Source organism: Polynucleobacter sp. MG-5-Ahmo-C2 (genome assembly GCF_018687735.1).
Lineage (GTDB): Bacteria > Pseudomonadota > Gammaproteobacteria > Burkholderiales > Burkholderiaceae > Polynucleobacter.
This window is the reverse complement of sequence record NZ_CP061304.1, coordinates 1,562,200-1,575,863: the sequence shown is the minus strand read 5'-3', so window position 1 is coordinate 1,575,863 and position 13,664 is coordinate 1,562,200. Positions and strand designations below refer to the sequence as shown.

Genomic DNA, 13,664 nt, shown 5'->3' with positions numbered 1-13,664 from the left:
GAGATGATGGTTTAAGTGCATTGCATCAAATCCATATTTCTCGGGAAAACCCCGAGTCAAATCGATGAGGAATTACCCTAAGTAATGGATTTCTTTGATTTTTTTCAAAGCATAATCAATCCGTTGTTTTTTATTTAATAAAAATAGTTAGGAGCTACTGATGTCAACATCAACTAAAGCAGCCCCAATGACCGCCGCAGAGCGCAAAGTTATTTTTGCTTCCTCTTTGGGTACGGTTTTTGAGTGGTACGACTTTTATCTTTACGGTTCTTTGGCTGCCGTTATCGCCAAGCAGTTCTTCTCAGGCCTAGATGCTGGCTCTGCCTTTATTTTCGCCTTATTGGCTTTTGCTGCTGGTTTCATCGTGCGCCCATTCGGTGCATTGGTGTTTGGCCGCTTAGGCGATTTGATTGGTCGTAAGTACACCTTCTTGGTCACCATCCTCTTGATGGGTGGCGCAACCTTCATTGTGGGGATTTTGCCTAACTATGCAACTATTGGCGTTGCTGCCCCAGTGATCTTGATCGCATTGCGTATGCTTCAAGGCTTGGCTTTAGGTGGCGAGTACGGTGGCGCGGCTACATATGTTGCGGAACATGCTCCTCATGGCAAACGTGGCGCATACACAGCATGGATTCAGACTACAGCTACTCTTGGCTTATTTCTCTCCCTGCTCGTGATTTTGTTCACACGTGAATTTACTGGCCCAGACTTTGATGTTTGGGGCTGGCGTGTTCCTTTCATCGCTTCTATCGCATTGTTAGCAATTTCTGTATGGATTCGTTTGTCCATGAATGAATCACCAGCTTTCAAGAAGATGAAAGACGAAGGCAAGTTGTCTAAGTCTCCTTTGGGCGAATCATTTGGCCAGTGGAAAAACTTGAAGATTGTGATCTTGGCATTGTTTGGCCTGGTTGCAGGTCAAGCGGTAGTTTGGTACACAGGTCAGTTCTATGCTTTGTTCTACCTCACCCAAGTATTGAAGGTAGATGCGAAGACTGCAAACTTATTGATTGCTGCTTCGTTGGTCATCGGTACACCATTCTTCGTAGTATTTGGAGCTTGGTCAGACAAGATTGGCCGTAAAGTGATCATCATGAGTGGTTTGTTATTGGCTGTAATTACTTACATCCCTAATACTCCTGTTTCTGTGTTCAATGCTTTAACTCACTTTGCTAACCCAGCGTTAGAAAAAGCAATGGCAACCGCACCAGCAACAATCACCGTTGATCCAACTGAATGTACCTTCCAGTTCAACCCAACTGGTACAGCGAAATTCACAAGTTCTTGCGATATTGCAAAACAAGTGATGGCTTCCAACTCTGCGAGCTACAGCACTGTTGCTGGCGCACCTGGTTCTACCGCAATTGTGAAAATTGGCGATATTGAAATCAATGGCTACACTTCAAAGGGTGTTGATCCTGCTGAAGCTAAAGCCAAGGATGCTGAATTCAAGAAAGCCATTCGCGAAGCGTTGAATAAAGAAGGTTATCCAGCCAAAGCTGATCCAGCACAAATCAACTATGTTGCTGTGTTGTGCTTGTTGGTGTACTTGGTGATTTTGGTAACCATGGTTTATGGCCCAATCGCTGCGATGTTGGTTGAGATGTTCCCAACTCGTATTCGTTACACATCGATGTCCTTGCCATACCATATTGGTAACGGTTGGTTCGGCGGCCTGTTGCCAACGATCTCCTTCGCCTTGGTAGCGCAAAACGGTAACATTTACTACGGTCTCTGGTACCCAATCATCATCGCTGCGATGACATTGGTAATCGGTGTATTGTTTGTTCGTGAAACCAAAGATGTAGATATCTATGCACGTGACTAAGCTTTTTTAGTCTGCAGTAAATTAAAAGCCCGATCACAAAATGATCGGGCTTTTTTATTCCCATAAATCTTTTTGATTGCGATTGTGTAGTAGCTTTTGATTTTGATCGGCAATCGAAATATCTCTTGTCCCTGGAACAATGCCGATCTCTGCGCCAGCAGTCAAAGCGCCAGTCTTGAGGACTCGCAGATACCAGCCACTAAAACCGGATTGCAGCATGGCCTTGCTCGCGCCCTTATAGCCCAATTTGGCATTGAATTTAAAGCAGGGCTCGCGTAACTTGACAACAGCAAACTCTAGTTTGCCAATAAATAACTTATCCCCAACAAAAACTTCAGTCTCTAGCAGGCCTTCGATGGTGAAGTTCTCACCAATTGCACCATGTTGTAGATCAATAGGTTTTTTAGTTTCTCGGGTGAGTAGCTGATTCCAAAAAGCGTAATGCTCTGAGGGGTAAACATAAATTGCTTTTTCTAATCCACCATGCACGCTGAGATCGGCTTGCTCATCACCCTTAACACCAAGGGTAGTAATTTCAATGGCGTTGGGGTTTTGTAGATTGCTAATGCTCTGTTTATGAATTGCAGAGCCAACCGATTTGTAATTGGGATGGTGGTTGCTAAACAGCGGCAGAACTTTGCCTGCCGAAATAGACAGTAGTCTCATAGACGAAGAGCTCATTAGTAGCGACAGCGCGCATCGCTTTTGTATTTTGTGAAATACACAATCAAGTCTGCTTCTGATTTGTATTGGGTGTAGTAGATCACCGCACGGGCATCACTTTTATATTTTGTATAGAACCACACTCCAGGTTCGTTATCGCTGGAGTATTGGGTGTCGTAAACAATGCAGTTGGCTTCTGACTGGTATTTACTTACAAAGACCTTGGCATTCGCTTCAGACGGGTAATTGGTGATGAAAATTTGAGATGCAGACGCACTCAGAGCCATAAAAGCACTTAAAACAGCCAAGATCAAGAATTTGAGGGGATGTTTTCTCATTGCCCTATATTACTTTCCGCCGTCCAATGCGGGTAGTGTTGGTATTGCCAGGGTACGAGAAAGCTTAACTATGCCGCTTTCTGATTCATTAATTGATGGGCTTTTGGCATTGACCAATAAATTCTGCCCTAGCAATAGTGCGCTCGTTGGCGTTTATTTGTTCACCAACAGCCCAAATGGCGTCAATTTCCGCTAATGAATGCGTGCTTATGTTGTAAATAATGCGTTTACGTTGCCTAGTGCCGTTTTCTTCTTTAATAAAATTACAGCTAATGATATTGGCCTGGTGGGTGCAGTCATAATCATCGATTTTATAATCTTGGAACTTATAGGTTCGCGTGACTTGAGGTGTAACGGATTCTTGCTTTGCTTTGGTCTTAATGGCAGCCCCGTAACAGCTTAATGTTAAGTTATCAGCATTTTGGGAGCAAGCTAGCAGTGCGCTAACCAGCATCAGCGTTATGAATGGCTTCACGACAACCCCTTATATTTTTTTATAACTATAAGCGATTTCCCCTCGCTACTTTTGAGTCTCCATAATCTATCTAATGGGCTGTTAATGGGTGCTGTGGGCCATATTTAGACAGTAGCACTTAATTACGCTAAAATAACCAGTTCGGCGAATTAGCTCAGCTGGTTAGAGCGACGGAATCATAATCCGCAGGTCCGGGGTTCAAATCCCTGATTCGCCACCAAATCTCAAGGCCATTGCCCACCGGCAGTGGCCTTTTTCTTAGGTTGGCTAGAATCATCTGATGGCTAAATTTTGGAACTTTGTTCTTTTTCAGGCGGGTTGGTTTGCCTGCGTATTGGGCGCGGCTAACCAGCAGGTGTTGTGGCCTGTTCTTGGCACTCTGGCCTATATCGCTTTTCATGCTTGGCGTTCACCATCCCCCAAAACTGAATTAAGCCTCTTATTTAAGGCCCTTATTTTTGGGGTTGTTACTGATACCCTCATTATGCGTTTGGGGTATTTGGATTTTCGAGATGGCTGGCCATCCCCCTTTCTATCGCCCATATGGATGTGGACTCTTTGGGTGTTAGTGGCCACTACTATTAATGGCTCCTTATCTTGGTTGCGGGGTAGGCCTATCGTGGGGGCTGTATTGGGAGCCATTGCTGGCCCTATGTCCTATGAGGCTGGTATTCGGATGGGGGCTGGAGAATGGGGTCCTGGGGGTCAAATTATCGGTTTCATCTTATTGGGACTGGTTTGGGGCGTGGCAATACCCCTGTTTTTCTATTGGGATCGAACCCCTATCGAGCAGGGCTTAGTAAAAAATCTGTAAATTCCTGTAAAAAGTATCTTGCAAAGAGTACTGTTTTTATATACAGTAACTTCTAAGTTGTGAAACAGTAGATAAAACTTCGGGAAAAAGCCCAATACAAAGCGAAAAGGAATCAAAAATGGCCTTGGATGACAAAAGAAAATCAGCCTCCTCAGAATTTGAGGGAATGAGCGGAGATAAGCAAAAAGCATTAACAGCAGCCTTGGCGCAAATTGAGAAGCAATTTGGCAAGGGTTCAATCATGAGATTGGGCGATGCTGAAATTAGCCAAGATATTCAAGTGGTATCCAGTGGATCACTCGGTCTTGATATTGCCCTTGGAGTTGGCGGTCTAGCACGTGGTCGAGTGATTGAGATCTACGGACCAGAATCATCCGGAAAAACAACATTGACTCTGCATGCGATTGCAGAAATGCAAAAGCTCGGTGGTACTTGTGCCTTTATTGATGCTGAGCATGCTTTAGATGTTCAGTACGCATCACGTTTAGGCGTTGATGTAAATAACCTATTGATCTCTCAACCTGATACCGGTGAACAAGCTTTAGAAATCGCTGATGCGTTAGTGCGCTCAGGCTCTATTGATTTGATCGTAATTGATTCGGTTGCTGCATTGGTTCCAAAGGCTGAGATTGAAGGTGATATGGGAGATTCATTGCCAGGCCTGCAGGCTCGTTTAATGAGTCAAGCGTTGCGTAAGTTGACTGGCGCGATCAAGCGTACAAATACAACCGTAATCTTTATTAACCAAATTCGCATGAAGATTGGCGTGATGTTTGGTTCGCCAGAGACTACAACTGGTGGTAATGCACTGAAGTTCTATGCCTCTATGCGTTTGGATATTCGTCGCATCGGTAGTATCAAAAAAGGTGATGAGGTGGTTGGTAATGAAACCCGTGTGAAGGTTGTAAAGAACAAGGTTTCTCCTCCATTCCGCGAGGCGATTTTTGACATCATGTACGGCGCTGGTATTTCTAGAGAAGGCGAAATCATTGATATGGGCGTTGAGGCTGACCTCGTTGAAAAATCCGGTTCTTGGTATAGCTACAACGGCGATCGTATTGGTCAAGGTAAGGATAATGTGCGCGAGTTCCTAAAAGAGAACCCAGCAATTGCTAAGGATATCGAGGCAAAGATTCGCGAAAAGTTGGGTGTTAAATCTGGCTCAGCGGTGGTTACTGATGTGCTGAGCGAAGAAGAGGAAGTCGAATAGTTCGATGTCTGAGCTAGATAGCAAAAGCAAAGAAAGAACCAAACAAAGCCCGAGTCTCAAAGCTCGGGCTTTGCGTCTTTTATCGCTCCGAGAATATAGTCGTAAAGGTTTGGCCGCAAAGCTTGCAGAATCAGAGGCGTGGTGGGCAAAGTTGGGGGGTGAGCAGGCTGACCAGAACCCAGAATCTATCGATTTAAATATTGAGGCTGTTTTAGACGAATTTGAGGGCAGGGGCTGGCTCTCGGATGAGCGTTTTGCAGGGGCATTGGTTCGCAGGCGTAGCGAGCGGTATGGAATGCGAAAAATACAGGGTGAATTAGAGCGAGCTGGGATTGATTCGAAACAATCGGCGAAACTCTTGGCCGGCCTCAAGGAAACAGAGTATCAACGCGCCTATGAGCTTTGGACTCGAAAGTATGGAGAGCGAGCCTTGGATCAAAAAGAGCGTGCCCGGCAGTATCGCTTTTTAGCCTCAAAGGGTTTTAGCTCTGAAGTGGTGGTAAAGGTCATTGGCGGGCAACAGCCTGATTAGGGCAATTACGGATCGGAGATGGGTAATTGCCGCGTTGCAGCATGCTAGACTTATGAAGTCGGTCAAGCCATTCACATTTATTCAAATTTAGCTAATTTAGCTATTTTCAGGGTAAGTTTGGGATCAAGGCAACATCGGTTTAACTAATCCTCATCGCTTGCTAAAAAAGATACCGTTTCGGAGTAATTATGAAAATTCACGAGTACCAAGGCAAAGAACTTCTGCGCCAATTTAATGTGCCAGTTCCAAACGGCATCCCTGCATTTAGTGTAGATGAAGCGATGTCGGCTGCTGAAAAACTTGGCGGCCCTGTATGGGTTGTTAAGGCGCAGATTCATGCAGGTGGTCGCGGTAAAGGTGGTGGCGTAAAGTTGGCTAGAAGCATGGACGAAGTGAAGAAATACGCATCTGAAATTTTGGGCATGCAGCTTAAGACACACCAAACAGGCCCTGAAGGTCAAAAAGTAAATCGCCTCTTAATTGAAGACGGCGCTGATATCAAAAAAGAGTACTACTTCAGTATTGTTACAGATCGTGGTACACAAAAAAATGTGATCATGGCCTCTAGTGAGGGCGGCATGGATATCGAGGAAGTTGCTGAATCTCATCCAGAAAAAATCATCAAAGTATTTGTTGATCCATTAATTGGCTTGACAGATGCAGACTGTGACATCGTTGCGAAGGGTATTGGGGTTCCGGAAGCCTCCATTCCAATGGCTCGCGATGTATTCAAAAACTTGTATAAGACCTACTGGGATACCGATGCCTCCTTAGTAGAGATTAATCCATTGATTCTTGAAGGTAATGGCAAGATCAAGGCTCTTGATGCGAAGTTCAACTTTGATCCAAACGCTTTATTTCGCCATCCAGAAATCGTTGCTTATCGCGATATCGATGAAGAAGATGCTGCAGAGATCGAAGCTTCTAAGTTTGACCTTGCTTATATTTCTTTAGATGGCAATATCGGTTGCTTAGTGAATGGCGCTGGTTTAGCGATGGCAACCATGGATACCATTAAGCTATTCGGCGGTGAGCCAGCAAATTTCTTGGATGTTGGCGGTGGTGCTACAGCTGAAAAAGTAACTGAAGCATTCAAAATCATGCTCAAGAACAAGAGTGTTGAAGCAATTTTGGTAAACATCTTCGGCGGCATTATGCGTTGCGATGTGATTGCCGATGGTGTGGTTACAGCCTGCAAAGCAGTCAATCTCACGGTACCTTTGGTTGTGCGCATGAAGGGTACAAACGAAGAGTTGGGCAAGAAGATTCTTGCAGACTCTGGTTTGCCAATTATTAGCGCCGATTCAATGGCTGAAGCAGCTACGAAGGTAGTTGCTGCTGTTGCCAAAAACAAATAATCCAGGAATTTTGAAATGTCTATATTAGTTAATAAAAACACCAAAGTTATTACACAGGGTATTACTGGTAAGACCGGTCAGTTTCATACTGAGAAGTGTCAAGAGTATGCAAACGGCAAAAATTGCTTTGTTGCTGGAGTAAATCCTAAAAAAGCTGGCGAGTCTATTTTTAATATTCCGATTTATGCAACCGTTAAAGAAGCTGCTCAGCAAACTGGCGCAACAGCTTCCGTCATTTACGTTCCGCCTCCTGGCGCTGCTGCTGCGATCTGGGAAGCAGTTGAGGCTGACCTTGATTTCGTGATCTGTATTACTGAAGGTATTCCAGTACGCGACATGCTAGAAGTGCGCAACAAGATGAGGGCAAAAGAAGCTAAAGGCGGCAAGAAGACTTTGTTGCTAGGCCCAAACTGCCCAGGAATTATTACTCCTGACGAAATTAAGATTGGTATCATGCCCGGCCACATTCACAAAAAGGGCCGCATCGGTGTTGTAAGTCGTTCTGGTACCTTAACTTACGAAGCAGTGGGTCAATTGACTGCAATCGGCTTAGGTCAGTCCACTGCAGTTGGTATTGGCGGAGACCCAATCAATGGCTTGAAGCATATCGACGTCATGCGCATGTTTAACGAAGATCCAGAAACTGATGCGGTCATCATGATCGGTGAAATTGGTGGTCCAGATGAAGCTGAAGCTGCCCGCTGGTGTAAAGATCATATGAAAAAGCCTGTAGTTGGCTTTATTGCTGGGGTTACAGCGCCTCCTGGAAAACGCATGGGTCATGCTGGGGCATTGATTTCTGGTGGTGCTGATACTGCTGATGCCAAACTCGCCGTAATGGAAGAGTGTGGCTTCAAAGTAACAAAGAATCCATCGGAAATGGCTGCTTTATTGAAAGCCATGTTGTAATTAGTGACAAAGAAAGGATGCTGCTATACCAATAGCGTTCGGCAGTATCTTTTTTGTAGTAATGGGTAGTTTAAAAAAGTAGTTAAAACATAAAAATGTAGGAGACATTATGGATTTTTCAGCATTTTCAGGCCCAGCATTCTGGGCAGCGCTTTTATCAATCATTATTGCCAATATTTTGCTGTCAGGCGATAACGCGGTTGTGATTGCCTTAGCTTCACGCAATCTGCCGCCTAATCAACAAAAGAAAGCAATCTTCTGGGGAAGTGCCGCCGCAATTATTTTGCGCGTAGTGCTTACAGTAACTGCTGTGCAGTTATTGGCTTTGCCGTACCTCAAGATTATTGGCGCTATTTTGCTGGTCTATATTGGGGTTCAGCTACTTGCTGACAGCGGCGAAGAAGAAGAGATGCATGGCCATTCCAATATCTGGGGCGCTATTCGGACGATTTTGGTTGCTGACTTGGTGATGAGCTTGGATAACGTTCTTGCTGTAGCTGCTGCAGCACAAAAGGGGCCTGAGGAAACTCGCTTAGCCTTGCTCATTATTGGCCTTGGACTCTCTATTCCATTGATCATTTTTGGCAGCACTATGCTCCTCAAGGTTATGGACCGCTTTCCAGTCATTATTACTTTGGGTGCGGGCCTTCTAGGTCTCTTGGCTGGTGGCATGTTAGTTGAAGATCCAGCAATCAAGGAATCGATGCAAGCTGCATTTGAAGATGCGCATATGATCTTCGAGGGCATTGGCGTTGCTATCGTGATCCTGTTGGGCACTTATCTCAAGAAAAAGAATAATAAGAAGGCTAAAGCTTAATTTGCTCTCACCAGAATCAGTAAAAGCCGGCCTCGAAAGCCGGTTTTTTTTCGCGTAGATTTCTTGAGCAGAAGCGGCATAGACTGGATGATGAGGAATTTCACCTCAGGAGTTAGAAGATATGCAAAGTCTAAGCAAAGAAGTAGAGAACCAAAGCCAGGAGGCAGGATTTACATTAATCGAGGTAATGGTGGTGGTGGCCATCATTGGAATTTTGGTAGCAGTTGCAGTGCCGCAGTATCAAGATTACATTGCCCGAAGTCGGGTTGTAGAGGGCATGAATTTATCTTCAAGCGCAAAACTTGCTGTTACAGAAGCATTTGCAAGTCGTGGGACAGTCCCTATGGATGAGGCAACAAGTGGATCATTTACTTTTGGACCAACTCGTAGCGTTAAGTTAATAGAAATTACACCTTCGGGGGCAATCGCTATTGACTACCAAGTCAGTGTTGCGCCAGAGGGTAAAAATACATTACATCTTATTCCGACTAATGAGCCGGATCTTAATGTGCCTAGACCAATTGATTTATCCAAGCCAGAGGGGGCAACTTGGTCAGGTGGTTGGTCTTGTAGATCTACTGAAACAAATCTGTTATCTCAGCTGCTGCCGTCTGAGTGCAGAATAAATAAATAGGGCGATTGGATTTTTTTGATAAAGCTGAGCCACCAAAGGGTGGTTTAGTTTTGCTTGAAGCCGATGCTTTTCAATGATGTCTAGATATAAAATAAGCTCATGAATCCTCAGCTCCAAATCATGCTTCAGCAGGGCATACAAGCCTTTCAAAATGGAAATTTTGATGGGGCAGACTCAATTCTTAAAAGAATTATTCAGGTTGATCCGAAGAATCTTCCTGCCTTGCATGTCCTTGGCCTCATCAAGGCATCCCAGAATAAATACAAAGAGGCTGCAGATCTACTCAGCAGGGCAGCTCGTCTCAATCCAAGCGATGCATCCATTCAATACAACTTGGCAAAGGCCCTGATGGATTCTGGTTTTGACAAAGAGTCTATCCCCCATCATAAGAAAGCAGTAGAGCTCAACCCTAATAATCCAGATGCCTGGCTTAACTATGGGAAGGCCCAGTCAGCCTTACATTTTTACGAAGAAGCAATAATAGCCTACGATAAGGCCCTGTTACTAGAGCCCAATTACGCTGAAGCCTATCTAAATAAAGGCGCCACCCTCAAAGAGTTAAGACGTTATGAGGAGGCTGGTATTGCATTCGATCATGCACTTAGTGTAAATCCCAATGACTTTAAAGTTTTGGCCAGTAAGGGAATTATTTTGTATAAACTTGGTCGTTACCGCGAGGCAATAGTCGCCTATGATTCAGCCTTGAGTATTAAGCAAGATGATTTTGAGATTTTGGCTAATAAAGGTATGGCGTTGAAAGCCTTGGGGCTTTATGACCAAGCCTTAACTCACTATAACTATGCGCTACTTTTCAAACCTGATGACTACGAAGTTTTGACTAACAAGGGTATTGCGTTGCATGAGCAGCAACACTTAGATCAAGCAATTGCGATCTATGACAAGGTATTAAATCTAAATGGTAGCTATTACCAAGTATGGGGAAATAAGGGGGTAGCCTATCATGGTCTTAAGTGCTTTGAAAGAGCGCTTGCATCATACGATAGTGCCATAACCCTCAAACCTAATTATCACGAAGCAGTTTGGAATAAATCCCTAACCCTTTTGCTGCAAGGCGATTTTGAACGTGGTCTACCCTTATATGAAAGTCGATGGAGTTCAGATTCAGTGAGCAAAGTCATAGGAAATCGTCGCTTCGATAAACCTTGTTGGGCTGGCACTGAGTCACTCAAAGATAAATCCATCTTACTTTATGGTGAACAAGGGTTGGGTGATTTTATTCAGTTTTGTCGGTACGCAAAATTAGTTTCAGAATTAGGTGCGCGCGTTATCTTGGAGGTGCCTGATCCTCTTGTTACCCTCCTATCTGACTTGGATGGCGTTTCGCAGCTAGTCATCAAGGAGCAAGAGCTTCCATCATTTGATTTCCAGTGCCCTCTTCTCAGTCTGCCTTTGGCATTTAAAACTAATCTAAGCAACATCCCATCTGCACAGAAGTATTTATCTGGCAATTTTGCGGCGGTAACTGAATGGGAAGCAAGATTAGGTCAAAAGACTAAACCGAGAATAGGTTTGGTATGGAGCGGCAATCCAGATCACAAGAATGACTACAACCGCAGCTTGGCATTAAAAGACTTGCTCCCTTACCTGCCAGAACACTATGAGTACATTAGTCTTCAAAAAGAGGTTCGCGAAGCGGATCAATTGACTCTTGAGTTAAATACAAGGATCCGAAACTTTTCGCAATATCTTAAGAGCTTTGGTGATAGTGCCGCCCTGATAGAGTGCTTAGATCTCGTTATTAGTGTTGATACAAGTGTGGCGCATTTAAGTGGCGCCTTAGGTAAAAAAACCTGGGTGCTACTACCTTTCGTCCCAGATTGGAGGTGGCTCTTAGATAGATCCGATACCCCTTGGTACCCCTCAATAAGCTTGTATAGGCAGGAGAAAATTGGTGACTGGGCAGGGGTGTTGGAAAAAATTCAGATTGATGTGGGTTTACATATTCATTAAAGTGCTAAGTGCCGACCCAGCAAGGGTAGCTCATGTCTAGGAATCCTAGACTTAAGTCAAAGTATTGTTTACCTGTACCGCCAGCAAATCCGGAAAGTAAAGGCCTTATTGCCTTAGCGGTTGGTAAGCTCTCATTAAGAGCATTGAAGCAGGAATATTCAACAGCCGCTACTTTGTCGTCGGAATTTAGGTAAGCGGGTATTAAAATTTCTGCGCAAAATTTTCTAGTAGTAAAAAAAAATCTTAGGTCTGCCCAAGGTTTCGATGGATCACCATCATCAAGATGTCTCCAGAAAATATTTTGTATATTATTTTCTTGTATTAGCTGAAGTATCGTTTCAAAGTTTCTACAGTAAACCTTGCCAGTGCATTTAAAAAAATTTGGCGCATCCCTCAAGAAGGTTGAACTCTCTAATGCAAATTTTAGTAATCTTCCTTCGCCATACCCCTTACCTTTTAATATTATCTCTTCGCTATTTTGCAGGTAGGAAATTTGTTCTACATTTACACCGATATCGTTTAATAGCAAAACTTCATCTGCATTAAGAAGGCTTCCTCCGGTTGCATCAGCAATAACAATTTTTTTTATTCCTTGAGCGGCCCAAAAGAAAACCGAAGCTTTTGCAGTGATGTATCGGGTTACAACATTTGTCATCTGTAGAAATGGCACATCCTTTGGGGGTGTATTTGCCGTGGTAATTAAAACAATTGAACTCACTATGTAAACCTCTTTTAAATTAATGCCGATGGTATGTTTCAGGATACATTGATGTTTTTGGGGAATATAATTCTTATCAATATGAAGTTAATTTAGCATGGTCTGTGCAGACTATAAATCGGTTAATTGAATTTAGCGCCATGGCTTCAACTGCTAGTCCTAACTTTAGTTATGCCTTATTTACTAGCCATAATAACTGTAAATTATTATGAATTTTTCTTACCTTCAATTTTTTAATGACTAAATTCCCTCAATATGCCACCTAAAATTCATGTTATTGCAGTAGCTTTTGAAAAATTTGGACAGCTCAAGGTTTTTGTTCAATCTTGGCTGAATCAATCTTCGGATAATTGGATTCTGACTGTGATTCATGACGGGTTAAGTGATGAATTCGATGCAATTATGGCCGAATATCGCTCGCACGCAAAGGAGCGAATAGAATACCTGAGCACTAAAAATAGATTTAATGATTATGGGCATTCATTAAGAGAAATTGGCCTCCAAAACATCAAAGGAGACTATGTTTTGCTGACAAATGCAGATAACTACTATGTTCCACGGGCGGTTGAATTTTTAAATGAAGTATTTTTGGTTCACTCACCGGATGGGATTATTTTTGACATGATTCATAGTCATGACGGCCCCGGGCTAAGAAATTTACCAGCATATTCTTTCTTTGAAACAAGTTTTCAAAGGGCGTCAATAGATATGGGGGCCGCAATTATTAAAGCAAATCTTGCGTCAAAAGCTGGTTTCAGGGATAAGACTTTTGCGGGTGATGCCACCTACTTTGAGGATATCGCGAATTTAAAATATCCTGAATCCTTGTCTCTTGTCAAAATTCAACGAGTACTTCTTGTGCATAATTGACAATGATCATTTTATGATAGAGACCCTTAATAATTTGCTATTTTGCTTTCCATAACCCAGACTTTCCACCACTCTTTTCAAGAAGCTTAACATCACTTATCACCATGCCACGGTCTACTGCTTTGCACATATCGTAGATTGTTAGTAGGGCGACTTGGACTGCGGTGAGGGCTTCCATTTCGACGCCGGTTGGCCCTGTTGTTTCTGCTTTTACTTGGCAACTGATACTACTAGTTTTTTGATCGAGCTGAAAGTCTAAGCTAACGTGGGTTAAGGCTAGTGGATGGCACAGTGGAATAAGATCTGCCGTTTTCTTTGATGCCTGAATCCCTGCGATTCTGGCAATGCCTAATACATCCCCCTTTTTATGATTTCCTTCTTGAACCATTGTGAAGGTATCGGGGAGCATGCTGATCGTGCCTGTAGCAATGGCGACTCTGTGGGTGGAGGCCTTATCACCCACATTCACCATATGGGCTTGGCCACTTTCATCAAAATGAGTTAGTTTGTTCATGGGATAAGTT

Annotated in this window: 15 protein-coding genes and 1 tRNA gene; 11 read left to right on the top strand and 5 right to left on the bottom strand. The window is 43.5% G+C overall.

What is annotated here, in order from left to right:
* Window positions 1-160: 160 nt before the first annotated feature.
* Window positions 161-1,831 carry an MFS transporter gene (locus C2740_RS08060; protein WP_215293045.1) on the top strand — a complete coding sequence of 557 codons (1,671 nt, stop codon included), beginning with the start codon at window positions 161-163 and terminating at the stop codon, window positions 1,829-1,831.
* 54 nt (window positions 1,832-1,885) lie between these two features.
* On the opposite strand, the gene C2740_RS08055 is transcribed toward C2740_RS08060, so the two are convergent.
* From C2740_RS08055 to C2740_RS08045, 3 genes are all read right to left on the bottom strand, one after another.
* On the bottom strand, window positions 1,886-2,497 hold the full coding sequence (locus C2740_RS08055) for an MOSC domain-containing protein (protein WP_215293043.1): 612 nt from the start codon (window positions 2,495-2,497) through the stop codon (window positions 1,886-1,888).
* Window positions 2,498-2,511: 14 nt separating this feature from the next.
* On the bottom strand, window positions 2,512-2,832 hold the full coding sequence (locus C2740_RS08050; RefSeq protein ID WP_215293041.1) for a DUF6150 family protein: 321 nt from the start codon (window positions 2,830-2,832) through the stop codon (window positions 2,512-2,514).
* Between the two features lie 88 nt (window positions 2,833-2,920).
* The gene (locus tag C2740_RS08045) at window positions 2,921-3,307 is read right to left on the bottom strand and encodes a hypothetical protein (RefSeq protein WP_215293040.1); all 387 of its coding nucleotides are present in this window, start codon (window positions 3,305-3,307) and stop codon (window positions 2,921-2,923) included.
* Window positions 3,308-3,450: 143 nt separating this feature from the next.
* Between C2740_RS08045 and C2740_RS08040 the strand changes: the two genes are divergently transcribed.
* The 9 genes from C2740_RS08040 to C2740_RS08000 all read left to right on the top strand — a co-directional run bounded on the left by C2740_RS08040 (window position 3,451) and on the right by C2740_RS08000 (window position 11,552).
* A tRNA-Met gene (locus tag C2740_RS08040) sits at window positions 3,451-3,527 on the top strand.
* A gap of 60 nt (window positions 3,528-3,587) precedes the next feature.
* Window positions 3,588-4,121, top strand: coding sequence for a DUF2878 domain-containing protein (locus C2740_RS08035; RefSeq protein ID WP_215293038.1), 534 nt, complete (start codon window positions 3,588-3,590; stop codon window positions 4,119-4,121).
* Between the two features lie 118 nt (window positions 4,122-4,239).
* Window positions 4,240-5,331: a recombinase RecA gene (gene recA, locus C2740_RS08030; RefSeq protein ID WP_215293036.1), complete on the top strand. Its 1,092-nt coding sequence runs from the start codon at window positions 4,240-4,242 to the stop codon at window positions 5,329-5,331.
* 4 nt (window positions 5,332-5,335) lie between these two features.
* The gene (gene recX / locus C2740_RS08025) at window positions 5,336-5,863 is read left to right on the top strand and encodes a recombination regulator RecX (protein ID WP_215293034.1); all 528 of its coding nucleotides are present in this window, start codon (window positions 5,336-5,338) and stop codon (window positions 5,861-5,863) included.
* 188 nt (window positions 5,864-6,051) lie between these two features.
* Window positions 6,052-7,221: an ADP-forming succinate--CoA ligase subunit beta gene (gene sucC / locus C2740_RS08020; RefSeq protein ID WP_215293032.1), complete on the top strand. Its 1,170-nt coding sequence runs from the start codon at window positions 6,052-6,054 to the stop codon at window positions 7,219-7,221.
* Between the two features lie 15 nt (window positions 7,222-7,236).
* The gene (gene sucD, locus C2740_RS08015) at window positions 7,237-8,130 is read left to right on the top strand and encodes a succinate--CoA ligase subunit alpha (protein WP_215293030.1); all 894 of its coding nucleotides are present in this window, start codon (window positions 7,237-7,239) and stop codon (window positions 8,128-8,130) included.
* A gap of 109 nt (window positions 8,131-8,239) precedes the next feature.
* Window positions 8,240-8,947: a TerC family protein gene (locus tag C2740_RS08010; protein WP_215293028.1), complete on the top strand. Its 708-nt coding sequence runs from the start codon at window positions 8,240-8,242 to the stop codon at window positions 8,945-8,947.
* Window positions 8,948-9,068: 121 nt separating this feature from the next.
* Complete coding sequence (locus C2740_RS08005; protein WP_215293026.1) at window positions 9,069-9,581, top strand: pilin; 513 nt, start codon at window positions 9,069-9,071, stop codon at window positions 9,579-9,581.
* 99 nt (window positions 9,582-9,680) lie between these two features.
* On the top strand, window positions 9,681-11,552 hold the full coding sequence (locus C2740_RS08000) for a tetratricopeptide repeat protein (protein WP_215293024.1): 1,872 nt from the start codon (window positions 9,681-9,683) through the stop codon (window positions 11,550-11,552).
* A gap of 4 nt (window positions 11,553-11,556) precedes the next feature.
* Here the strand turns inward: C2740_RS08000 and C2740_RS07995 are convergent, their stop codons facing one another.
* Complete coding sequence (locus C2740_RS07995) at window positions 11,557-12,270, bottom strand: hypothetical protein (protein ID WP_215293022.1); 714 nt, start codon at window positions 12,268-12,270, stop codon at window positions 11,557-11,559.
* A gap of 255 nt (window positions 12,271-12,525) precedes the next feature.
* On the opposite strand from C2740_RS07995, the gene C2740_RS07990 reads away from it, so the two are divergent.
* A complete protein-coding gene (locus C2740_RS07990) occupies window positions 12,526-13,140 on the top strand; it encodes a glycosyltransferase family A protein (RefSeq protein WP_215293020.1) in 615 nt (204 codons plus the stop codon).
* 37 nt (window positions 13,141-13,177) lie between these two features.
* Here the strand turns inward: C2740_RS07990 and moaC are convergent, their stop codons facing one another.
* Window positions 13,178-13,654, bottom strand: coding sequence for a cyclic pyranopterin monophosphate synthase MoaC (moaC, locus tag C2740_RS07985; protein ID WP_215293019.1), 477 nt, complete (start codon window positions 13,652-13,654; stop codon window positions 13,178-13,180).
* Between the last annotated feature and the right edge of the window lie 10 nt (window positions 13,655-13,664).